Source organism: Pseudooceanicola lipolyticus (assembly GCF_002786325.1).
GTDB classification, from domain to species: domain Bacteria; phylum Pseudomonadota; class Alphaproteobacteria; order Rhodobacterales; family Rhodobacteraceae; genus Pseudooceanicola_C; species Pseudooceanicola_C lipolyticus.
Genome location: NZ_PGTB01000057.1, coordinates 1 through 23,569 on the forward strand (window position 1 = coordinate 1; position 23,569 = coordinate 23,569).

Annotated in this window: 19 protein-coding genes; 12 read left to right on the forward strand and 7 right to left on the reverse strand. The window is 65.4% G+C overall.

The features are described from left to right. Positions 1–899, forward strand: an 899-nt coding sequence (locus CVM52_RS13805; protein WP_100163078.1) for an oxidoreductase, incomplete at its 5' end; no start/stop codon positions are given. Here the strand turns inward: CVM52_RS13805 and CVM52_RS13810 are convergent. Further along, complete coding sequence (locus CVM52_RS13810) at positions 886–2,439, reverse strand: helicase HerA-like domain-containing protein (RefSeq protein ID WP_100163079.1); 1,554 nt, start codon at positions 2,437–2,439, stop codon at positions 886–888. The genes CVM52_RS13805 and CVM52_RS13810 overlap by 14 nt on opposite strands. 472 nt (positions 2,440–2,911) lie before the next feature. On the opposite strand from CVM52_RS13810, the gene CVM52_RS13815 reads away from it, so the two are divergent. Continuing rightward, the gene (locus tag CVM52_RS13815) at positions 2,912–3,526 is read left to right on the forward strand and encodes an invasion associated locus B family protein (protein WP_100163080.1); all 615 of its coding nucleotides are present in this window, start codon (positions 2,912–2,914) and stop codon (positions 3,524–3,526) included. Between the two features lie 104 nt (positions 3,527–3,630). Here CVM52_RS13815 and CVM52_RS13820 read toward each other — a convergent pair whose 3' ends face one another. The 4 genes from CVM52_RS13820 to CVM52_RS13835 are packed head-to-tail and all read right to left on the reverse strand — an operon-like array spanning position 3,631 to position 7,893. Further along, positions 3,631–4,839 (reverse strand): beta-ketoacyl-[acyl-carrier-protein] synthase family protein, encoded by a 1,209-nt coding sequence (locus tag CVM52_RS13820; RefSeq protein WP_100163081.1) that lies wholly within the window; start codon positions 4,837–4,839, stop codon positions 3,631–3,633. 25 nt (positions 4,840–4,864) lie between these two features. Next, positions 4,865–5,122, reverse strand: coding sequence for an acyl carrier protein (locus tag CVM52_RS13825; RefSeq protein WP_100163082.1), 258 nt, complete (start codon positions 5,120–5,122; stop codon positions 4,865–4,867). Positions 5,123–5,155: 33 nt separating this feature from the next. Further along, the gene (gene lpxD, locus CVM52_RS13830) at positions 5,156–6,247 is read right to left on the reverse strand and encodes a UDP-3-O-(3-hydroxymyristoyl)glucosamine N-acyltransferase (RefSeq protein ID WP_100163083.1); all 1,092 of its coding nucleotides are present in this window, start codon (positions 6,245–6,247) and stop codon (positions 5,156–5,158) included. 32 nt (positions 6,248–6,279) lie between these two features. Then, the gene (locus tag CVM52_RS13835) at positions 6,280–7,893 is read right to left on the reverse strand and encodes a L,D-transpeptidase family protein (RefSeq protein ID WP_100163084.1); all 1,614 of its coding nucleotides are present in this window, start codon (positions 7,891–7,893) and stop codon (positions 6,280–6,282) included. A 378-nt stretch (positions 7,894–8,271) separates the two neighbouring features. Between CVM52_RS13835 and mepK the strand changes: the two genes are divergently transcribed. From mepK to CVM52_RS13875, 8 genes are all read left to right on the forward strand, one after another. After that, the gene (gene mepK, locus CVM52_RS13840) at positions 8,272–8,841 is read left to right on the forward strand and encodes a peptidoglycan L,D-endopeptidase MepK (protein WP_100163085.1); all 570 of its coding nucleotides are present in this window, start codon (positions 8,272–8,274) and stop codon (positions 8,839–8,841) included. 237 nt (positions 8,842–9,078) lie between these two features. Further along, positions 9,079–10,449, forward strand: a complete 1,371-nt coding sequence (locus CVM52_RS13845) for an aminotransferase (RefSeq protein ID WP_100163086.1) — start codon at positions 9,079–9,081, stop codon at positions 10,447–10,449. Positions 10,450–10,906: 457 nt separating this feature from the next. Beyond that, complete coding sequence (locus tag CVM52_RS13850) at positions 10,907–12,958, forward strand: ABC transporter substrate-binding protein (RefSeq protein ID WP_100163087.1); 2,052 nt, start codon at positions 10,907–10,909, stop codon at positions 12,956–12,958. Between the two features lie 93 nt (positions 12,959–13,051). Beyond that, the gene (locus CVM52_RS13855) at positions 13,052–14,062 is read left to right on the forward strand and encodes an ABC transporter permease (protein ID WP_100163088.1); all 1,011 of its coding nucleotides are present in this window, start codon (positions 13,052–13,054) and stop codon (positions 14,060–14,062) included. Between the two features lie 45 nt (positions 14,063–14,107). Beyond that, positions 14,108–15,292 (forward strand): ABC transporter permease, encoded by a 1,185-nt coding sequence (locus CVM52_RS13860; RefSeq protein ID WP_100163089.1) that lies wholly within the window; start codon positions 14,108–14,110, stop codon positions 15,290–15,292. After that, positions 15,289–16,296, forward strand: a complete 1,008-nt coding sequence (locus tag CVM52_RS13865; RefSeq protein ID WP_100163090.1) for an ABC transporter ATP-binding protein — start codon at positions 15,289–15,291, stop codon at positions 16,294–16,296. The genes CVM52_RS13860 and CVM52_RS13865 overlap by 4 nt, the downstream gene beginning before the upstream one ends. Then, complete coding sequence (locus CVM52_RS13870; RefSeq protein WP_100163091.1) at positions 16,293–17,135, forward strand: ATP-binding cassette domain-containing protein; 843 nt, start codon at positions 16,293–16,295, stop codon at positions 17,133–17,135. Before CVM52_RS13865 ends, CVM52_RS13870 begins: the two co-directional genes overlap by 4 nt. 35 nt (positions 17,136–17,170) lie before the next feature. After that, entirely contained in the window at positions 17,171–18,661 is a 1,491-nt protein-coding gene (locus CVM52_RS13875) for a sulfatase-like hydrolase/transferase (protein WP_100163092.1), read from the forward strand. 65 nt (positions 18,662–18,726) lie between these two features. Here the strand turns inward: CVM52_RS13875 and CVM52_RS13880 are convergent, their stop codons facing one another. After that, positions 18,727–20,922 (reverse strand): primosomal protein N', encoded by a 2,196-nt coding sequence (locus tag CVM52_RS13880; protein ID WP_100163093.1) that lies wholly within the window; start codon positions 20,920–20,922, stop codon positions 18,727–18,729. A 279-nt stretch (positions 20,923–21,201) separates the two neighbouring features. Between CVM52_RS13880 and CVM52_RS13885 the strand changes: the two genes are divergently transcribed. Next, complete coding sequence (locus tag CVM52_RS13885) at positions 21,202–21,909, forward strand: DUF484 family protein (protein WP_100163094.1); 708 nt, start codon at positions 21,202–21,204, stop codon at positions 21,907–21,909. Further along, the gene (locus CVM52_RS13890; RefSeq protein WP_100163095.1) at positions 21,906–22,826 is read left to right on the forward strand and encodes a tyrosine recombinase XerC; all 921 of its coding nucleotides are present in this window, start codon (positions 21,906–21,908) and stop codon (positions 22,824–22,826) included. Before CVM52_RS13885 ends, CVM52_RS13890 begins: the two co-directional genes overlap by 4 nt. Before the next feature lie 6 nt (positions 22,827–22,832). Here the strand turns inward: CVM52_RS13890 and CVM52_RS13895 are convergent. Continuing rightward, the coding region (locus CVM52_RS13895; protein ID WP_100163096.1) for a class I SAM-dependent DNA methyltransferase at positions 22,833–23,569 on the reverse strand (737 nt) is incomplete at its 5' end.

A 23,569-nucleotide genomic window follows, 5' to 3' on the forward strand; every position in this document is an offset into this window, starting at 1 on the left:
CGCTCTGGCTGCAACTGGGCCATGCCGGGGCGCTGGCCCATGCCCCGATCAGCGCCCCCGAAGGCCCCTCGGCGCTGAATATCGGAACGTTGCGCTGCACCGAGATGTCGGACCAGCACCTGCGCGCCCTGCCCGGCCAGTTCGCCCGCGCCGCGGCGCTGGCGCGCCGCCTGGGCTTTGCCGGGGTGCAGATTCACGCCGCCCACGGCTTCCTGTTCAGCCAGTTCCTGTCGCCGCTGTTCAACCGCCGGACCGATGCCCATGGCGGCCCGATCGAAAACCGCTGCCGCCTGCTGATCGAAACCATCGGCGAGGTCCGCGCGGCGGTGGGGCCGGACTTTCCCGTGGCGCTGAAGATCAATGCCAGCGACGGGCTGGACGGCGGACTGAGCGAAGCGGATGCGCTGGCCGCCCTGCGCCTGCTCGACGCGACCTCGCTGGACCTGATCGATATCAGCGGCGGCACCTATTTTCCCGGCGCGGCCGCGGCCTCGGACAGTGCCGGCAGCGGGCCCTATTTCACCGCGTTCGCCGCCCGCGCCCGCAGCGTCACGGACACGCCGCTAATGGTGACCGGCGGTTTCAAGACCCGCGCGCAGGCCGCCGCCGCGGTGGCCGAAGGGCTGACCGACATGGTGGGCATCGCCCGCGGCTGGGTGCTCGATCCGAAGCTCGCCGCGACCTGGCTCACCGATGCCGGCGGCGATCCGGCCTTTCCCCGGTTCGGCGACGCGCCCGAGGGCGGTGTCACCGCCTGGTACACCATGCGGCTGACCGCGCTGGCCGAAGATCGCGAGGACGGGTTCGCCAGCGATCCGCACAGTGCGCTGGCCGATTATGACGCGCGCGATGCTGTCAGGGCGGAACGCTGGACAGCGCGGTTTCCTATCGCGCCTTGAACAGCCCGCCCAGGATGCCGCGCACGATCCGCCGCCCGGTGGTGCCTTTCAGTTCCTTGATCACCACCTGGGTCAGGGCCGAGCCGAACTCCTGCGCCGTCGAGCGGGTCGACCGGGTTGACCGCGAGGTCGAGCGTGTCACGCGCGTGCCGGTATAGCGGCGGGCGGAATTGTATTCGCGCTGCGCCGGCTCCATCTCCTCCTCCTGCGCCTCGGCCTGCGCGGCGGCTTGCGCCGCGTCGGCGGCGCGCTGCGCCAGGATCTCGTAGGCCGATTGCCGGTCCAGCGGGTTGTCATATTTTCCCGCCATGTCCGAGGCTGCCAGCAGCGCTTTGCGCTCTTCCTCGGTGATCGGGCCCAGCTGCGACGAGGGCGGACGGATCAGGGTGCGTTCGACCACCCCGGGCACCCCCTTTTTCTCCAGCATAGAGGTCACCGCCTCGCCCACCCCGACCTCGCGGATCGCTTCCTCGGTCGAAAAGCGCGGGTTCTCGCGATAGGTCTCGGCAGCCAGGCGCAGGTTCTTGCGATCCCTGGCGGTGAAGGCGCGCAGCGCGTGTTGCACCCGGTTACCCAGCTGGCCCAGGATGTCCTCGGGAATATCTGCCGGGCTCTGGGTGATGAAATAGACCCCGACCCCTTTCGAGCGGATCAGGCGGGCCACCTGCTCGACCTTGTCGACCAGCGCCTTGGGCGCATCGTCGAACAGCAGATGCGCCTCGTCGAAGAAGAACACCAGTTTCGGCTTGTCCGGGTCGCCGACCTCGGGCAGCTCCTCGAACAACTCGCTCAGCAGCCACAGCAGGAAGGTGGCGTAAAGCCCCGGCGCCGCCATCAGCGTATCGGCCGCCAGGATGTTGATCCGCCCGCGCCCGTCACCATCGCAGCGCATCAGGTCGGCCAGGTCCAGCGCCGGTTCGCCGAACAGCCCGGCGCCGCCCTGGTTCTCCAGCACCAGCAGCCGCCGCTGGATTGCCCCGATCGAGGCCACCGACAGGTTGCCATAGCGCAGCGACAGCTCGGCCCGGTTTTCGCCCAGCCAAACCAGCAGCGCCTGCAAATCCTTCAGGTCCAACAGCGGCAGCCCGTCCTCGTCGGCCACGCGGAAGGCGATGTTCAGGATACCCTCCTGTGCCTCGGTCAGTTCCAGCAGCCGGGCCAGCAACAGCGGCCCCATCTCGGCGACGGTGGTACGCACCGGGTGGCCCTGGGCGCCGAACAGATCCCAGAAAGTCACCGGGAAGGCGGCATAGCCGTAATCGTCAAAGCCGATCTTGGCGGCGCGGCTGGTGAAGGCGTCATGCAGCTTGGCCTCGGCCGAGCCGGACTTGGCCAGGCCCGACAGGTCGCCCTTCACATCGGCCAGGAACACCGGCACCCCCGCGGCGCTGAAACCCTCGGCCAGGATCTGCAGCGTCACAGTCTTGCCGGTGCCGGTGGCCCCGGCGATCAGCCCGTGCCGGTTGGCATATCCCAGCGCAAGCCCCTGTTTTTCGCCGTAATCCGGCCCGCCGCCGCCAATGAAAATCTTGTTGTCCATCAGACCCTTGCCCCTTGCCACATTTCCGCTCGATTTCGACCATACAAAGTTAACCTTTTGCTGCGATAGTCTTTTCCGCCTGCCGGCGACCTCGGTTCGGGCAGGCACTTCCTCCCTGTCAGACTGGCCGTACCTTCGGGTACGGCATTTTTTGCGGTAAGTTTCAGCACCAAATCGCGGGTTTTTCCGCCCCTCGCGGAATTTCTTTCATTGCTGTTGACCGGCGCGTTACCTTCTCGTAACGTTCGGCCTATAACTAAGTCGGCCAGTCCGACGGGGAGCATGCCATACGCAAGGGGACCCATCCGGGTCCCCTTCGCTGCTTCCGGGGGCCGGGCTGCTCTGGCCACCTGGCCCGCCCCGGCAGAACGCCGCCGGGCCGTTCAAATCACCTCGAAGCGGCGGGAATTTGCCCTGACAGTCTGCGGCGGACATGCTATGGCAGCGCCAGGCAGTTAAAAGCAGGTAGTACATGTTCAAACACATCCCTTTCGTTGCCGCTGTGGCCCTGACCGCGTTTGCAGGCAGCGCGCTTGCACAGGACACCCAGGCGCCGGCGGACACCGCCGAAGATCAGCCGATCGCGGGGGAAGATCAGCTTGACCTCGGCCAGCCGGTCAGTGACGACCCGCAGCTGGGCCAGCGTTATTCCAAGGAACGGATCGGCGATTGGGATCTCGCCTGCATCAAGACCGAGGCCGAAACCGACCCCTGCTCGATGCTGCAGATCCTGAACGGCGAAGATGGCAACCCCATCGCGGAATTCTCGCTGTTCCGGATCGAGAATGGCAGCCAGGCGGTGGCGGGCGCGACCATCATCGTTCCGCTGGAAACTTTGCTGCCGGCGCAGCTGACCATTGCCGTCGATGCCAATCCGGGCAAACGTTACAACTATTCCTTCTGCAACCCGATCGGCTGTGTCGCCCAGATCGGCCTGACCCAGGCCGATATCGACGCCTTCAAGAAAGGCGCGGCGGCCACGATCTCGCTGCGCCCGGCGCCGGCGCCGGACCAGCTGGTGGAACTGACCCTGTCGCTGCAGGGCTTCACCGCAAGCTATGAAAAAGTCGACGTGGTGACCAACTGAACCACGACACCCGCCCCGGACAGGTCCCAACCTGTCCGGGCGCCGCATATTTCATCATGAAATATGCCAAAAATTTTCCAAAATTTTTCCCCCGCGCCGCGGCGTCAGATCCGGCGCAGCGCCATCACCGCGTTCAGCCCGCCAAAGGCAAAGGCATTGGACAGTGCCACCGAAACCTCGGCCTCGCGCGCCTGGTTGGGCACCACATCCAGCGCGCATTCCGGATCCGGCTCTTCATAGCCGATGGTCGGGGCGATCACCCCGTCGCGCAGCGCCATGATACAGGCCAGCAGTTCCACCGCGCCGGTGCCGCCGATCAGGTGGCCATGCATCGACTTGGTCGAAGAGATCATCAGCTTGTCGGCATGGGGCCCGAAGACATCGGCCACCGCCGCGCATTCGGTCTTGTCATTGGCGGCGGTGCCGGTGCCATGCGCGTTGATATAGCCCACCTCGGACGGCGGCACGCCGGCATCGCTGAGCGCCCCGGCCATCGCCCGCGCCGCGCCCTGTTTCGACGGCATCACGATATCGGCGGCGTCCGAGGACATCGCGCAGCCCACCACCTCGCAGAGGATCTCGGCGCCGCGTTTGCGCGCATGCTCGTATTCCTCGAACACGAACACGCCGGCGCCCTCGCCCTGCACCATGCCGTTGCGGTTGGCGCTGAACGGGCGGCAAGCATCCTTGGACATCACCCGCAGCCCCTCCCAGGCCTTGACCCCGCCGAAACACAGCATCGATTCCGACCCGCCGGTGACCATGCTCAGCGCCGCGCCCGAGCGGATCATCTGGAACGCCATGGACATCGCGTGGTTGGACGAGGCGCAGGCGGTCGAGACGGTGAAGGTCGGCCCCTTCAGGTTATATTCCATCGACACATGGCTGGCCGCCGCGTTGTTCATCAGCTTGGGCACCACGAAGGGATGCACCCGGTTCTTGCCGTCCTCATAGACGCTGCGGTAATTGTCGTCCCAGGTGCTGACCCCGCCGCCGGCGGTGCCCAGAACCACCCCCGAGCGCGCCGCCAGTTCGCCGTGAAAAATCAGCCCCGCCTGCGCGATCGCCTCTTTCGCCGCCACCAGCGTGAACTGGGTGAACCGGTCATACAGCGTCATCTGTTGGCGGTTGAAATGGCCCTCGGCCTCGAAGCCGCGCACCTGGCCGCCGATCTTGATGGTCAGCCGGTCGACATCGCGGAATTCCAGGTCGCCGATGCCGCAGCGCCCCTCGCGCATCGCCTCCAGGGTATCGGCCACGTTATGACCAAGCGCGTTGATGGTGCCCGCACCGGTAATGACAACCCGTTTCATCACCTCTGCCCCGGCCGCGCCCCGGTCACGTCTTCTCGGCCATCAGGTTTTCGATGCCCTTGATGATCGCGGCGACATTGGAAATGTCGAAATCGCCGGCCGTCGGCTCGTTGGCGTTGAACGGCACCGAGATGTCGAACTCTTCCTCGATGGCAAAAATGCTTTCGACCAGGCCAAGGCTGTCGATCCCGAGATCCTCGAGAGTGCTGTCCAAGGTGACATCCGACGGTTCCAGAACGGCCTGCTCGGCGATGATGGCAATCACCCGGTCATGGACGCTCATGCATACGCTCCTGATCTTCTGCCCTGCGCTCACTTACTCGTTCGGGTTGGGTTTGAAAACCGCCTTTTTCAGGGCATCCAGATCACGCGCCAGGCGCGGCAACCGGCGCAGGATCTTATAGGTTTCGGTAAACCCGTCCATCTTGACCGCCGGATAGCCCATCATCACCCGGCCCTCGGGCACGTTGGACAGGATCTTGGTGGCGCCGGTGGCGATTACCCGGTCGCCGACGGTGACATTATCGGCCACGCCCGACTGTCCGCCCAGCACGACGCTGTTGCCAATACGCGTCGATCCGCCCACCCCGGCCTGGGCGCAAAGCAGACAATCCTCGCCCACGCGCACGTTGTGGCCAACCTGCACCAGGCTGTCCAGCTTGGTGCCGCGCCCGATCTCTGTGTCGCGGATGGTGCCATTGTCGATGGTCGAATTCGCCCCCACCTCGACATCGTCGCCGATCCGCACCGCACCCAGCGAATGGATCCGCAGCCAGGCCTGGGCCTGCGTCTCGCCTTGATCGCCCATGGTTTTGCGCGCCATCTCGGCGCCCGAGATCTCGGGCGTGACGAAGGAGAACCCGTCGCCGCCGATCCGCGCGCCGGGCTGGGCGATGAAGCGGTCGCCGATACGGACCCGCGCGCCGATGCTGACATGATCGCGCAGCAAGGCCGCAGCGCCGATCGCCGCGTCCGTCCCGATCATGCAATGCGGCCCGATCACCGAGCCGGCGCCGATCCGAGCGCGAGGCCCGATCACGCAGAAGGCACCGATGATCACGTCGCCGGCCAGCTCGGCCGAGGGATCGATCACCGCGCTGGGATGAATGCCGCTGTCAAAGTTCTGGCCGCGGTCCAGCATCCGGGTCAGGCCGGCCATCGCGAGACGCGGGCGCGGCGCAAAAATCGCCGCCTCCAGCCCCATCGCCTGCCAGTCGGCCTCGGGCCACAGCATCGCCGCCCGCGCCTGTCCCCGACCCAATGTCTCGGCATAGGCCGGGGTCATCGCCATCGCCAGTTCGTCCGGCCCGGCATCGGCCGGCTCGGCGGCGGCGCGGATGGTCAGTGCCGTGTTGCCCGCCGCCGCGGCCCCCAGGGCCGTGGCGATCTCTTGCACCGTAAAGCTCATGGCTGGCCCTTCGCCCGTTGACCGGGCCGGTGTTACCCCTGAACCGGCGTCAGTACCACCCCCGCCTGGCTCAGCGCGTTCCAGATCTTGGCATCGCGGCCATAGACATCGCGACGGAATTCGACGCTGCCGCGCGACGATATCAGCGCGGTGCGGTAGATCAGATGCACCGGCACCGGCTGCTCCAGCTCGACCCGGGTTTCGCGGCCGCTGTTCAGCACGCTGTGGAACAGCCCGCGCGGATCATCGCTCTGCCGCGACAGCAGCGCATAGGCAAAGTCGAACGGGTCGGCCAACCGGATGCAACCATGGGAAAACGCGCGCACCTCGCGGTTGAACAGGCTCTTCGCTGGGGTGTCATGCAGGTAGATGTTGTACTTGTTGGGGAACATGAACTTGACCTTGCCCAGCGCATTGCTGGCGCCCGGCGGCTGGCGCATGTCAAAGGGGAAGTTGCGCGTCGAATATTGCGTGAAATCGACCTCTTCGCGATTGACCTGGCGGCCGGCACGGTCGGTGATGATCAGATGCCGCGCGGCATTGGGATTGTTCTGCAGCTGCGGCAGGTATTCCTTGGTCATGATCGACCGCGGCACATACCAGCTGGGATTGATCACCATATGGTCCATCACGTCGGAAAATTCCGGGCTGCGCTGGTCCGTCCGGTTCTGGCCGATCACCGAACGGGTTTCGAAGGTGACCTCGCCTTGATCGATGATCTGGGCGGTGAAATCGGTCTGGTTGACCAGGATGTGCCGCTCGCCGCGGTCGATATTCATCCAGCGTTCGCGTTCCAGCGCGACGATCACCGATTTCAGCCGCTCCTCGGCCGAGACGTTGATCTGCTCCATCGTGCCCTGGCCGGCAACGCCATCTTCCTGCAGCCCATGCGCTTTCTGGAAGGCGCGCACGCCCTGTTCCAGCGCCGTGCCGTAATCGGCTGCCGCGCTGCGTTCCATATAGCCCATGGCGATCAGCCGGTTGCGCAGCGCCACCACCTCAGGCCCCTGCGCGCCGGGTTTCAGCACCCCGGCCTGCACCTTGGGCCCCCAGTCGCCCGAAGCAATGAGTTGCTCGAGCCGCAGCTTTTCCTTCATCAGCTGGCGATATTCGGGATTGGCCGGCGGCAGGCTGTTGAGGAAGGCGCGCGGTGCACTGGTGGCAAAACCGTTCAGCAGGGTTTCGCGGCTGGTGCGCTTGACCTCGCGCACGATTTCGCTGTCGACCTGCGACGGCACCAGCAGCCCGCTCTGCACGTCGCGCGCATAGGCCAGGAATGCCTTGCTGAGCGCCACTTCGACCAGCCCCAGGTCGCGCGTCGTGCGCACCGAGGCCATCTGCCGCATCAGTTCGTTGACCCGATACCGCCCCTCTGGCAGCCCGTGCTGAGCGGCGCCGCTGAGCGCTTCGATCAGCGCGGCGCGGCGGGCCTGATGATCTGCGCCCTCCCCGGTCCACAGCGCGGCATAGCCCGCCTTGCGGTAAAACGCACCGATCGCGTCATCGCGATAAGCGGCTTCGGCGACGGCCTGCTTGAACGCGGTGACCTGCGCGCGCGCAGGAGACGCCACCGCCAGCGTCGCGGCAACCGCACAGGTGACCGCAAAATAGGCAAGTCTGGATAAGGCTCGGGAGCGGGATGGCATTCGATAAGTCCTCAACGATCCGTCAAATTTTGGTCATACTAGATGTGGTGTCGGGCTGCGGGCAAACACAAACCTCTGGTAAGTTTCCCTGCTGCAACACCAATGTCCATTCACATTTATAACAGGTCGTAAATGGGTAAGGTTCCGATGCGCGTTTGCACCGCCTCGGGGCACCGGCCCGGCAACTATGTCAGGAATAAGGCCATTTGCGCAAATTTTCGCCGAAAATTCTGCGTGACGGGAACTTTGCCAATCGAACGGTTGGCGGACGATTCCTCCTGTGTAATACACGGTATACATCCAAGGGGGTGGGTGGAAAACGGCACGTGTAACATCGCGTGCAGGCAGGAAATACAGCGTACGGGACGACGCAGTAATATGACTCAGGATCGATTTTCGGGGCTGACCCGTCGTGGCCTGCTGGGAGCCTTTGCGGCAACCGCAGTGGCCGCAGCACCAACTTTCTCGCAGGCGGCAGGATTCCTTCGCGGCGGCGGCGACATCCGCCGGTTGCGTATGTACTCCGGCCGCACCGGCGAAAAGATCGACATGATCTATTGGATCGACGGCGAATATATCAAGGACGCCTGCAACGAGATCGCGTATTTCATGCGCGACTGGCGCACCGATGACATGATCCCGATCGACCTGCGGACGGTCGACATCATGGCCGCCACCCACAATCTTCTGGATGTCAGCGAACCCTATATGCTGCTCTCCGGCTATCGGTGCCCGGAAACCAACGCGATGCTGCGCAGCCGGTCCCGCGGTGTGGCGCGCAACTCGCTGCACATGAAAGGCCAGGCGGCCGATCTGCGGCTGGCCTCGCGGTCGGTCAACCAGATGGCCAAGGCGGCGCTGGCCTGCCATGCCGGCGGCGTCGGGCGCTATTCCCGTTCGAATTTCGTGCATGTCGATTGCGGCGCCGTGCGCTCGTGGGGCGCCTGAGCCGAAGGCACATATGCCAGCGATGAAATATGCCATGAATTGTCGATAATTCATGGCCTTTGCGCCGCGACCGGCGCTGGTGCCGGTGAACGGCGCGCTCCGGTCCAGGCTGCAACGTCTCCACAAAACAACCGGTAACAGGTCCCCGCGCCCGGATTTGACGGCGGGCGGGATGGCCGCGCGCCTGCGAATCCCCTATCGGTGGGTCAGACCTCAGCGCAAGAAAGGACAAACGCCATGCTCAGGAATGACCAACTGGAACTCTGGGACCGCGAGAACTTCTTTCACCCCTCGACGCATCTGGCCGAGTTTGCCCGCGGCGACGCGCCCCAGCGGGTGATCACCGGCGGGTCGGGCGTGTTTATCGAAGACCGTGACGGCACCCGCCTGCTGGACGCGTTTGCCGGGCTCTATTGCGTGAATGTCGGCTATGGCCGCCCCGAGATCGCCGAGGCAATTGCGGCGCAGGCCAAGGAACTGGCCTATTACCACGCCTATGTCGGCCACGGCACCGAGGCCTCGATCACCCTGGCCAAGATGATCCTGGATCGTGCGCCGGCGGGCATGTCGAAGGTCTATTTCGGGCTGGGCGGCTCGGATGCCAATGAAACCAACGTCAAGCTGGTCTGGTACTACAACAACATCCTGGGCCGGCCGGAGAAGAAGAAGATCATCTCGCGCTGGCGCGGCTACCATGGCTCAGGCCTGATGACCGGATCGCTGACCGGGCTGGAGCTGTTTCACAAAAAATTCGACCTGCCGCTGGCGCAGGTGATCCATACCGAGGCGCCCTATTACTTCCGCCGCCCCGACACCGCGATGAGCGAGGCCGATTTCACCGCCTATTGCGTCGCCGAACTGGAGGCGCTGATTGCCAGCGAGGGCGACGAGACCATCGCCGCCTTTATCGGCGAGCCGGTGCTGGGCACCGGGGGCATCGTGCCGCCGCCCGAGGGTTATTGGGCGGCGATCCAGGAGGTGCTGGCCAAGCATGACATCCTGCTGATCGCCGACGAAGTGGTGACCGGGTTCGGCCGGCTGGGCAGCATGTTCGGCTCGGAGCACTACGGTCTGCGCCCCGATATCATCACCATCGCCAAGGGCCTGACCTCGGCCTATGCGCCGCTGTCGGGCTCGATCGTCGGCGACAAGGTCTGGCAGGTGCTGGAACAGGGCACCGACGAGCTGGGACCGATCGGCCATGGCTGGACCTATTCCGCCCATCCCATCGGCGCGGCGGCGGGGGTGGCCAACCTCAAGCTGATCGACGAACTGGGGCTGGTGGGCAATGCCGGGACAGTGGGCGCCTATCTGACCGCGGCGTTGCGCGACCGGCTGGCCGAGCATCCCAAGGTCGGCGAGATCCGTGGCGAAGGTATGCTGGCGGCGGTCGAGTTTGTCGCCGACCGCGAGTCGCGGCAGTTCTTCGATGCGTCCGAGAAGATCGGCGCCAAGGTCGCGGCGGCGCTGCTGGCCGAGGGGGTGATCGGCCGGGCGATGCCGCAGGGCGACATCCTGGGCTTTGCGCCGCCGCTGTGCCTGAGCGAGGCCGAGGCCGACCAGATCGCCGATGCCACCGCCGCGGCGGTCAAGGCAAGCTTGGGCTGACCGGTCCACGTCGGCGCAAAAGCAATCGATGGAACTTCTGCCGCGCTTGTGCGCACCGGGCCCGAGCGCGGCGCAGTCCTGCAAGATCAATCGCTTGTGGGGCAAAGGTTTCGCACGCGAAACGCTAAAAATTTATATTTAACAATCTGCTAACCAAGATTCCTCAACTTTGAAACCGAGGCCAGTTCCGGCTGTCAAACACGCTCTCGGCCCTTGGTGTTTGAGGTGATCTGCCGCTGCAAAAACGCCGGGTTGCCGCTGCGTGCAACCCTCGGTGCCCAGTTCTTGATCAGTCGCCGCGCTAAAATCGTTATAGGGCAAGCAATTTCTTGACGCAGCGAGCCTGCTGTTTCCAACATGCAGCAAGCGCCGCAGCATCCGCAAAATCGCATTCATTAACAAAATGTAACAATGGCCCGCCATAGAGGCCGGGCACCATTCATTTAGGGAGCTCTTGATGTCACAAAGCAAAAAGGCGTTTTTTCTTGCGTCCGCCGCGCAGCTGGTTCTGGCCGGCGCGGCCTATGCAACCTGCCCTGCCGTCACCCAGGCCGACATGATGGGAGTCGCGCCTGGCGCTTTCCCCCAGCAGTTCGACCTGTCCGAATATGAGGCCGCCGCCGGCTGCGAGATGCAGTTTTCGGAAAACCCCGAAATCGCCGCGCTGAACGGCGAAATCCGCGGCAATCCCGAGCTACCGCCGGTGGCCGAGCGCCTGCCGGACGAACCGCTGGTGATCGTACCCTATCACGCCGCCGGCAGCTATGGCGGCACCCTGCATGCCCTGTCCAACGCCACCGAAGCCGGCACCTCGGACTTCCTGTCGGTGCGCCATGTCAACCTCGTGCGCTATTCCGACGACCTGCAGACCATCGTGCCCAACGTCGCCAAATCCTGGGAATGGAACGACGATTTCACCCAGCTGACCTTCACCTTGCGGCGCGGCCACAAATGGTCCGATGGTGCACCCTTCACTTCGGCCGATGTGAAATTCTGGTATGACAACCTTTCACTCGATCCCAAGGTGATCGAAAAGCCGAAGGATTATGTTCTGGTGGCCGGCGAGCGGATGACCGTCGACACGCCCGACGAGGTGACCGTGGTGTTCAACCTGCCCTCGCCCAAGCCCGGCCTCCTGGCCCATTTTGCCACCTCCTTTGCGCAGGCCTTCCAGCCCAAGCATTTCCTGGGCCAGTACCATCCCGATCTCAATCCCGAGGCCGATGCGCTGGCGGCGGAATGCGGCTTTGACACCGGGCTGGCGGTGATCACCGCCTATTTCGGAAATTCGGACTGGACCGACACGCCCTCGCCGATGCTTAACGCGCCCGACCAGGTGGGCTGCCTTGCCAAGGACACCCATCCGACGCTGGAATCGCATATCTATGTCAGCGACACCACCGAAGGCCGCAAGCTGGTCGCCAACCCCTATTTCTTCATGGTGGACCCGACCGGCCAGCAGCTGCCCTATATCTCGCGCCAGGACGAGCTTTACGCCAATGACAACGAGGTGCGCATTCTCAAGCTGGTGAATGGCGAGGCCGATTACAAATCGCAGTCACTGACGCTGGGATCGGCGCCGATCCTGTTGGAAAGCCAGGAGAAGGGCGATTATTCGATCCAGTTGAAGCCGACCATCGCGATGCCGGCCTTTTCCTTCAACGTGACCAGCGAGGACCCGGCCAAACGTGACCTTTTTGGCAATGTCGAGTTCCGCAAGGCGATGTCGATCGCGATCAATCGGGACGAACTGAACGAGACCTCGTTCTTCGGCCAAGGCGAGCCCAAACAATATATCGGCTTTTCGCCCACGCCGTCCTTTGTCGATCCGGCCTTGACCCAACTTTATACCGAATACGATCCCGAAACCGCCAAGGCGATGCTGGATGATCTGGGCATGGCCGATACCGACGGGGACGGCTTCCGCGAATTGCCAAGCGGCGAAAAGCTGGTGTTGAACATGCAGTTCGCCACCCAGGGCATCGGCGGCGAGGTGGTCGAACTGGTGGCGCAATACTGGTCCGATATCGGCGTCCAGACCACGGTGAAAGAGGTCACGCCGGACGAATACCGCTCGGCCCAGTCCTCCAACCAACTGGATGTCGGCATGTGGGAAAAGGGCCAGCCGGTCGCCATCGTGCTGGGCAATAACGAACTGTTCGTGCCGCCTTTCGAGAATTACTTCGGCCACCGCGTTGGCATGCTGTGGGCCGAATGGGTCGATTCCGAAGGGGCATCGGGTGTCGAGCCGCCGCAATGGGTGAAGGACATGATCAGCGATATCAACGCCTTCCAAAGCGCCGTGCCCGGTTCGCAAGAGCAGGCCGAGATCGGCTCGAAACTGGCCACTGCGATGGCCGAGAACCTGCCCTTCATCGGCACGGTCCAGGCCCCGAACGTGATCTATCACCGCAACGCGCTGCAGAACTTTGCCGAGTTCCAGACCCAGTCCTACGAATATTACCGCACCTTCCCCTATCTCCCGGTGCAGTGGTACCTCGACGAGTGATCCCGGCCGGATCAAGGCCCCGGGCGGTGTGACCGCCCGGGGCATCGCCGCCCGCGTGTGCCAGGCCACAGCCTGCTCTTGCCGGAGTTCGCCATGCTGCAATTCGTGCAATTCGCCTTTGTCCGCGCCGCGATGGCGGTGTTTACGCTGCTGACGGTGTCGCTGATCGTCTTCACGCTGATGGAGCTGGTGCCGGGCACCTGCGCGGAACGCTACCTTGCCTTCAAGAACACCCAGGGCTCGGGCATCTCGATTGCCGATATCGAGGCCGAGGAACGCCGCCTGGGGCTGGACCGCCCGTTCCTGGTGCGGTGGGGCTCCTGGGTCGGCAATGTATTCTTCAAGGGTGAGTTCGGCGACAGCTGCATCCTGCGGCTGAACATCAACGACCTGCTGGGGGACAAATTCCTGATCTCGGCGGCGATCTGTTTCTGTTCGCTGATCCTGGCCTATCTCATCGCCATCCCGGTTGGGATCGTCTCGGCCTCGTCCAGCAATGCGCTGTTGAACGGCAGCCTGCGCTTTGTCAGCTATCTGGGCCTGGCGATGCCGAATTTCCTGCTGGCGCTGATGATCATGCTGGTGTCGACGGTGTGGTTCGGCGATTCGATGACCGGGCTGTTCTCCAACCAGTATCGCGATGCCGAATGGTCCTTTGCCAAGCTGATCGATTTCCTGTCCCGCGCCTGGCTGCCGGTGTTCATCCTGGGCTGGTCCGCCACGGCCTTTGCGCTGCAGACCGTGCGCGCGCTGATGCTGGACGAGAAGGACAAGCTCTATGTCACCGCGGCCCGCGCGCGCGGGCTGTACGGGCGGCGGCTGCTATGGCGCTATCCGGCGCGGCATGCACTGGGGCCGATCATCAACTCGCTGGGCTTCGACCTGAACCGCATCTTCAACGAATTGCCGGTGGTGGCGCTGATCCTGACACTGACCGAGGCGGGATCGTTGCTGCTGGAATCGCTGGCGCGGTCCAACGACCAGCAACTGGCCGGGGCGATCATTTTCCTGCTGACCGCCACCATCGTCGGGCTGAATTTCCTGACCGATATCGCGCTGGCGGTGCTGGACCCGCGTATCCGCAAATCGATTGCCGGGGGCTGACGCGATGATCGACCCGCCCCGCCCGGCCCTGACGGAGCATCGCCGATGACCCTGGATTCCCCGGGCAAGCTGCCCGCCACCACCGGCCCGCATGTGGAGATCGTCGAAACCGAGGACGCGGTGGAACGCCGCGCCCGCGAGGCCTATTTCACCGCCTCGCAGCGGCAACTGATCTGGTCCCGGTTCCGCAAGAACCGCACCGCGATGACCGCGGGGCTCCTGCTGATCGTGCTGGTGCTGATGGGTCTTTTCGCGCCGTTCCTGTCCCCCTATGACCCCACCGTGGCCGGCCGCGACCGCGACTATACCAATGGCGCGCCGCAAGTGCCCCGGTTCTGCGATGACAACGGCTGTTCGCTGCGACCCTTCATCTATGGCGTGACCCGGGAACGGTCGCTGGCAACCAATTTCCGCTGGGTCACCGCGATCGACACCGAAGACCGGCGGTATCTGCAGCTGTTCGTCACCGGCTGGGAGTACAAGCTGGGCCCGCTGACCTTTGATCGGCACCTGTTCGGCGTTGACGAAGGATTCATCCATCTGTTCGGCACCGACGACACCGGCAAGGACATCTTCAGCCGCACGCTGCACGCGATCTATACCTCGCTGGCGGTGGGCACGCTGGGGGTGCTGATCTCGTTTGTCCTGGCGCTGGTCATCGGGGGCATCGCCGGCTATTTCGGCGGGGTGATCGACGCGGTGATCCAGATGGTCACCGACGCGATCCGCACCATCCCGATCATCCCGCTGTTCATGGCGGTGGCGGCCTTCATCCCGCAGGAATGGTCGTCGGAGACGCGGTTTTTCTTCATCTCGATCATCATCGGCTTTATCAACTGGCCGACGCTGGCACGGCGGGTGCGGACCCATCTACTGGTCGAGCGCAACCAGGACTACGTGCTGGCCGCCCAGCTTCAGGGCGCCTCGGCCGGCCACATCATCCGTCGCCACCTGCTGCCCTCGTTCACCTCGTATATCATCGTCGACCTGGTGATCTCGTTTCCCTATATTGTGCTGTCGGAAACCGCCCTGTCCTTTATCGGACTGGGCCTGAAGGATCCGGTGAATTCGCTGGGCGTGATGCTGCAGAACACCACCTCGGCCGACGTGCTGCTGAACTACCAATGGTATTTCATCCCGGTGCTGTTCTTCATCGCGCTGGTGATGGCCTTTGTCTATGTCGGCGACGGGCTGCGCGACGCCGCCGATCCCTATGGGGGCCACAAATGACCGCGCCCCTGCTTTCGGTCCGGGATCTCACGGTGCGCTTTCGCACCGACGAGGGCCTGATCACCGCGGTTGAAAACGTGTCTTTCGAGCTGAAGCCAGGCGAGGTTCTGGGCCTGGTGGGCGAAAGCGGCTCGGGCAAGTCGGTGACCGCCAAGGCGTTGATGCGGCTCAACCCGCGCAACACCCGGTACGGCGAAGACAGCGCGATCCGGCTGACGCCGCCGGGCGAAGACCCGATCGACGTGCTGGCGCTGAAGCGCGAGAAAGAGATGAAACGCGTGCGCGGCGGCGCCATCTCGATGATCTTTCAAGAGCCTATGGCCTCGTTTGCGCCGGCGATCACCATCGGCGATCAAATGGTCGAACAGCTGCGCATCCACACCAGCCTGACTCGGGCGCAGGCGCGCGAGCTGTCGATCGAGATGCTGGCCCGCACCGGTATTCCCCAGGCGGCACGGCGGTTTGACCAATACGCGTTCGAACTGTCAGGCGGGATGCGGCAACGGGCGATGATCGCCATGGCACTGTCGACCAAACCGCGCCTGCTGATCGCGGACGAGCCGACCACGGCGCTGGATGTCACCATCCAGGCACAGGTGATCGATCTGATGAAGGACCTGGTGCGTGAATTCGGCATGGGCATCCTGTTTATCACCCATGACCTGGGGGTGATCGCCCAGACCGCCGACCGGGTGGCGGTGATGTATCTGGGCCGGATCCTGGAAGCGGGGCCGGTGCGCTCGGTGATCCGCACGCCCGCCCATGCCTATACCCGTGGACTGATCAACGCGCTGCCCAAGCTGACGGATCTCGATGCGCCGCTGACCCCGATCCAAGGGGATATTCCCAGCCCGCTGGAACGGCCGGCGGGCTGTGTCTTTCACCCGCGCAACCCCGAGCTGGCGCCCGGCTCGCGCTATGAACGCGAGGTGCCGCCGTTGACCGAGGTGGGCCCGAACCATTTTGCCGCCTTGTTCCCCGAAGATGTCCGGAGGCCGTCATGACCCGCCCGCTGATCAAGGTGGACAACCTGTCGATCCATTTCGGACTGGGACGGCGGTTTTTCGGCCAGGCTCCGGTGCTGAAAGCGGTCGACCAGGTCAGCCTGCGCATCGAGAAGGGGGCGTTTTTCGGCCTGGTCGGTGAAAGCGGCTCGGGCAAGACCAGCCTGGGTCGCGCGCTGCTGCGGGCGGCGCCGGTCACCGCGGGTGCGATCACCTATGACGACGGCGCGGTCCGATATGATGTCGGGGGCCTACGCGGCTCCAAGCTGCGCGATTACCGCCGCTGCGCGCAGATGATCTTCCAGGATCCCTATGCCGCGCTCAGCCCGCGGATGACCGTGCGCGACATCATCGCCGAGCCTCTGGAAGTGATGAAGCTGACCCGGACGCGCGCGGAAACCGATGCCCGGGTTCGCGAGATCGCCGCCAAATGCCGGCTGAACCTGGAACATCTGCGCCGCTTCCCGCACGCCTTTTCCGGCGGCCAGCGCCAGCGCATCTCGATTGCACGGGCGCTGGTGTGCCGCCCGAAATTCGTCGTTGCCGATGAATCGGTCGCGGCGCTGGACGTGTCGATTCAGGCCGATATTCTGAACCTGCTGAAACGCCTGCAGCGCGATCTGGACCTGACCATCCTGTTCATCAGCCACGACCTGTCGGTGGTGGCGCATGTCTGCGATCATGTGGCGGTGATGTATCACGGCAAGATCATGGAACAGGCACCGACCCGGCAACTGTTTTCCAATCCCGGCCATGCCTATACCCGGTCGCTCCTGTCGGCGATTCCCTCCCTGGATCCGGATGTACCGCTGCGCGCGCAGGTCTATACCGGCGGGTGAGACTCGCCGAGCACGGCAGGGGGAAAGGGACCGGCATGACCGCGGGCAACGTTCTATTCATCACGCTTGACCAGATGCCCGCGCATGTCCTGTGGGGGCCGCTGTCGGCGCATTTGCCAACGCCCAATTTCGACCGGCTGGCCGCCTCGGGCGCCAGTTTTACCAACCATTTCACCGTCACGGTGCCCTGTGGCCCGGCGCGGGCCTCGTTGCTGACCGGGCTCTATGCGATGAACCACCGGGCGATCCGCAACGGCACCCCGCTGGCCCGCCACCATGCCACCATCGCCACCGAGGCGCGAAAGGCGGGTTATGAGCCGCTGTTGTTCGGCTATACCGACACGGTGCCGGACCCGGGCAACCGGGCGCCGGAGGATCCGGACCTGTCGCTGTATGAGGGCGTGGCGCCGGGGTTTCGCGAGATCACCGAGATGCGGATGGAAGCCGGGCTGGAATGGCCGGCCTACCTGAGGGCACAGGGCTATGACTTCGAACCGGCGCTGATGCAGCATTACATGCATGTTGCCCCGAAGGGCCGCGCCGCCCGGCCGACCGACCCGGCGCTGTACCGGGCCGAGCACAGCGACACCGCCTATCTGACCGACCGGGTGCTGCAAGCCCTGGAGGTGCGACGCCGGACACCCTGGTTCGCGCATGTCGCCTATATCCGCCCGCATCCGCCGCTGGTGGCGCCACCGCCCTATAACACGCTGGTCGACCCCGCCAGCCTGCCTGCCCCGGTGCAGGGCGCGCCTGATCACCCCTTTGTCGATGCCTGGTTTAGCGCCCCGTCCGAGCAGTTTCTCTATCTCGGCTATGACGGCAAGGGGCGCGAGATGGCGCCCGGCACGGCGGCCGAACTGCGCGCGGTCTATCTGGGGCTTGTGGCCGAACTGGACCATCACCTGGGCCGGCTGCTGGACTGGCTGGACTCGACCGGACAGGCGCAGCGCACGCTGGTGGTGCTCACGGTGGATCACGGCGAGATGCTGGGCGACAAGCAAATGTGGGGCAAATCCAGCGTATTCGACCCCGCCTTTCATGTCCCGCTGATCCTGCGCGCGCCGGGTTGCGGTGGCGGCACGCGGGTGGCGGCGCTGACCGAGTCGGTGGATGTGACGCCGACGGTGCTGGACTGGATCGGGCTGACTCCACCGCCGGCGATGGATGGACGCTCGTTGTTGCCGCTGGCCCGGGGAGAGCCGCCCGAGAACTGGCGCGATGCGGTGTTGATGGAGGCCGAGTTCGGCGAACCGTCCCGGCCGACGCGCTTCCAGACCGCGCTGGGTCTGGGCCCGGATCAGAGCGGCGTGGCGATCCTGCGTGAACCGGGGTGGAAATACGTGCATTTCGCCGGCGGCGTAGCCCCAATGCTGTTCGACCTGGCCTCTGATCCCAACGAGACGCGCGACCTGGCTGCCGATCCGGCCCATAGCGGGGAACGCACGCGGCTGGCGGGCAAGTTGTTGGACCGGATGATGGAACGGCGCGACCGGCGGCTGACCGGCTATTCCTTCGGGGTCTGAGGACGGACAGGCCATCAACCGAAACCGAAAAAAAGCGAAAGGTCACCTCTTCCGCCGGCCCGGGTTCAGTAGAAACTTTGCGGATCGATATCGACGCCCAGCCGCAGGTCACCCTTCAGTTTGAGCGGTGCGATCCAGCGGGCAATTGCCTGCTGGATCGGTGCGCCCTTGGCCGCCTTGACCAGCAGCCGCACCCGGTGGCGTCCGCGGATGCGGGCGATTGGCGCCGGGGCCGGGCCGAACACCTGCGCACCGATCTGGCGCAGCGGCGCGTCGTTGCGGGCCAGCGCGTTGCCCAGATCGAAGACCTGCGCCGCGTCCGGCCCCGACAAGATGATGCCGGCCAGCCGCCCGAAAGGCGGCACGCCCGCCGCCTCGCGCTCGCGTGCCTCGGCCTGCCAGAACCCCTGTTCGTCACCGGACAGGATTGCCCGGATCACCGGATGGTCGGGCTGATAGGTTTGCAGCAACGCCTCGCCCGGCTTTTCGGCCCGCCCGGCGCGGCCCGCCACCTGTCGCATCAGCTGAAAGGTCCGCTCGGCCGCGCGCAGGTCCGAGCCCTGCAGGCCAAGATCGGCATCGATCACCCCGACCAATGTGAGCAGCGGAAAATTATGCCCCTTGGCAACCAGTTGCGTGCCGATGATGATGTCGGCGCCGCCTTCGCCGATCTCCGCAATGGCGGCCTTCAGCGCCCGCGCCGAGCCGAACAGATCGGAACTCAGCACCGCGATCCGCGCCTCGGGGAACAGTGCCGCCGCCTCTTCCGACAGGCGTTCCACCCCCGGCCCGACCGGCGCCAGCTTGTCCTCGGCACCGCAGGAGGGGCAGACCGACGGGATCGGTTGCGTCTCGCCGCATTGGTGGCAGACCAGACGCTGCAGGAACCGGTGCTCGACCATGCGGGCGTCGCAATGGCTGCAGCCGATCTGCTGGCCGCAGGCCCGGCACAGCGTCACCGGGGCATAGCCGCGCCGGTTCAGGAACAGAAGCGCCTGTTCGCCCTTGGCCAGGCGGTCTTCGACCGCGGCTTTCAGCCGGGGCGAGATCCAGCGCGACGCCGCCAGCTTTTGCTCGCGCATGTCGATGGTGCGCATCGCCGGCATCACTGCCGCGCCGAACCGGGCGGTCAGGTCCAGCCGGGTATATTTCCCGGCCTCGGCATTGGCCCAGCTTTCCAGCGAGGGCGTCGCACTGGCCAGCACCACCTGCGCCCCCAGGATCGAGGCGCGCAGCACCGCCATATCGCGGGCATTGTACAGCACCCCGTCTTCCTGCTTGTACGAGGTGTCATGTTCCTCATCCACCACCACCAGCCCCAGGTCGCGAAACGGCAGGAACAGCGCCGATCGGGCGCCGACGACGAATTGCGCCTCGCCCTGTCCGACCATGCGCCAGATGCGGCGGCGCTCGGTCATGGTGACGCCGGAATGCCATTCGGCCGGGCGCGCGCCGAAGCGGTCCTGCACGCGGGTCAGGAATTCGGCGGTCAGCGCGATCTCGGGAAGCAGCACCAGTGCCTGCCGCCCGCGCCGGAAGGTTTCCGCCACCGCCTCCAGATACACCTCGGTCTTGCCCGAGCCGGTGACGCCTTTCAGCAGCGTGGTGCCATAGCGCCCGCCGCGTACCGCCTGGGCCAACGCGGCGGCGGCAGTTTCCTGATCCTCGGTCAGCGCCTTGCCGGGCCGGTCGGGATCCAGCCGCGGAAAGGGCAGATCGCGGGGGCTGTCCTCTTCCGCGACCGCGCCGGATTTCACCAGCCCCTTGATCACCGAAGAGGTCACCCCTGCGGCATCGGCCAGTTCCTTCAGCGTGAAGGCCAACCCGCCGTATTCGTCCAGCACCGCCAGCACCCGCTGCCGGGCATCGGTCATCCGGTCCGGTACGCCGCTGCCCAGCCGGTAGATTCGGCGCATCGAGGGCGGGTCGCCCAGCCCCGGTGCACGGGTCGCCAGCCGCAGCATCGCCGGCATCGGCGTCAGCGTGTAATCGGCGGCCCGGCGCAGGAATTCGCGCAGCTCATCGCGCATCGGCGCGGCGTCCAGCACCCGGATGATGCTGCGCACGCGGGAGATGTCGAAATCGCCCTGCCCCGGCCCCCAGACCACGCCCAGCACCCGGCGCGGGCCCAGCGGCACCTCGACAAAGGCGCCCAGATGGCAGCCGCCTTCCGGCGCCTTGTAATCCAGCGCACGGTCCAGCGGCTGGGTGGTCATCACCGCCACCAGCGCGCCTTCGTCGAAGAAACTGATATCCGCCACTGAACGCCCTCGCGCTGCCTGCGCAGGCCCATGTGGTAAAGCCTGCCGCAGGGAAGTCCAACCCGCCAAATCGGTGGATCCGGCAGCGGATGGTCCGCGAAGTGACGCATCGGCAGGCAGGATGCGATTGCAAGTGTGACACCCCGGCCATTGTTCCGCCGATGCCCCCCGCCGGCGGGACAGGAACGTTGACCGCGACCCCCGCGCCCGGCTAGACCTTTGGCCAAAGTCGGGCGGCACAGCGTGACACGACCCGAATTATAACAAGACGAGGCAGACATGAGCGGCAACGCCAAGATCGACGACAGTACCCGTGCGCGTATCATTTCGGCGCCCGAAGCCATTCTGGACGACAAGGACGTGATGCGCGCCCTGATCGCCGCGAATGAAAAATCCATGGGCGGCAATATCATCGATCTGCGCGGCATCGCGATGGAACGGCTGGAGGCGCGGCTGGACCGGCTGGAAGACACCCATCGCAGCGTGATCGCCGCGGCTTATGACAATCTGGCCGGCACCAACCAGGTGCACCGCGCCATCCTGCGGATGCTCGACCCGGTCGAATTCGAAGCCTTCCTGCGCAACCTCGGCGGCGAAGTGTCCGAGATCCTGCAGGTGGACCGGATCACGCTGGTGCTGGAATCGGTGCAGAACGACGATGACCCGGCAGTGCAAAAGCTGGGCTCGGTCCTGACCGTGGCGCGGCCGGGCTTCATCGACAGCTATCTGATCGGCCAGCGCAACGGCCAGCCGCGCCAGGTGACGCTGCGCCAGGTGCATGACGCCTCGGCGATGGTCTATGGCCCGGCGGCGGATTGGATTCGCTCGGAAGCCTGCCTGAAGCTGGATTTCGGCAAAAGCCGCCTGCCGGGGATGCTGGCGCTGGGAGCCGAGGATCCGCATCATTTCTCGCCGCAGCAGGGCACCGACCTGCTGGCCTTCTTTGCCGGGGTGTTCGAGCGCACGATGCGGCACTGGCTGTCGTGACCCCGATCTCGCCCGCCTGCCGCGACGCGCTGGCCCGCTGGCTGGACACGCGGCGCGCGCTGGCCGGGGCGGCCGAGAACACCATCACCGCCTATCAGGGCGACGTCGCCGATTTCCTGGGCTTCATGAGCCTGCATCATGGCGCGCCGCAGGGGCTGGGCGCACTGGAACGGATCGGCGTGGCCGACATGCGCGCCTGGATGGCGCATCTGCGCAAGGATGGCATCGCGCCCCGGTCGCTGTCGCGCAAACTTTCCGCGGTCAAGAGTTTCTACCGCTGGCTGGCCGAGCGCGAGGGGTTCGAACCCACCGCCGTCTTGTCCACCCGCGCGCCGAAGTTCCAGCGCAAGCTGCCGCGCCCGCTGGCCGAAGACGCCGCGAAGGCGATGATCGACACCGTCGAGCTACAGTCCCAGACCCCCTGGGTGGCGGCGCGGGACGCGGCGGTGGTGACGCTGCTTTATGGCTGCGGCCTGCGGATTTCCGAGGCGCTGGGGCTGACCGGCAGCGATGTACCTCTACCGGCAACGCTGCGCATCACCGGCAAGGGTGGCAAGGAACGGGTGGTGCCGGTGATCGCCGCCGCGCGCGACGCGGTGGCGGCCTATATCCGCCTGTGCCCCTATTCCCCGGCCGCCGACGCGCCGCTGTTCCGTGGGGTGCGCGGCGGCGCGCTGTCGCCGCGGATGATCCAGGGCGTGATGGCACGGGCGCGGATGCAGCTGGGCCTGCCGGCCACCGCGACGCCGCATGCGATGCGCCATTCCTTCGCCACCCATCTGCTGGCCGCCGGCGGCGATCTGCGGGCGATCCAGGAATTGCTGGGCCATGCCTCGCTGTCGACCACGCAGGCCTATACCAGCGTCGACACCGCACGGCTGATGGAAGTCTACGACCGGACCCACCCGCGCGCCTGAGCCCGCTCAGACCAGCGCCGGGGCCTCGCCATCGCCTTCCAGGTCAAGCGCAAGGGGCAGCGGGGCGGCCACCACGCACAGCGCCGCCACGTCCTGCCCGCGATCCTGGCGCAGCACGGTTTCGGTGATCTGCAGCCCGGCAAAACCGGCATCGCGCATCAGGCCCTGCACGTAGTCGCGCGAATGGGCAAAGCGGCAGCTGTCACGCAGCTGGACCGGGGCGCTGCCCAGTTCCACGGTGAAGGCCAGCCGCCCCTGCGGGCCGAGCGAGGCGGCGCACCAGCCGATGATCCGCTCCAGCGCACCGAGATACATGAACACATCGACGGCGACGATCAGGTCATAGCGGTCGGTGCTGCGTTCAAGTTCGCCGATGTCGCGCTTTTCCAGCAGGTCGTACAGCCCCTTGGCCTGGCCTTCCGCCAGCATCCCGGCCGAGATGTCATACCCGCCCAGCCAACCGCAATAAGGGCGCAGCACCGTGCCGGCCAGGCCGGTGCCGCAGCCCAGGTCAAGCGCGCGCGCGGCCTGTCGGAAACCCGATTGCACCAGCGCCTGCCATAAAACCTCGGGTCCGCGATAGTTCAGCTTGTCGACCAGCGAGGTTTCGAACCGGGGCGCATATTGATCGAACAGCAGTTCGACGAAGGCCGCCGGCATCGTCTCGGCCAGCGGCGCGCCCAGCAACAGGTCGCGCTTCAGGCCCGCGCCCAGCCGGTCGCTCGGGTCGGCCCCGGCCGCGC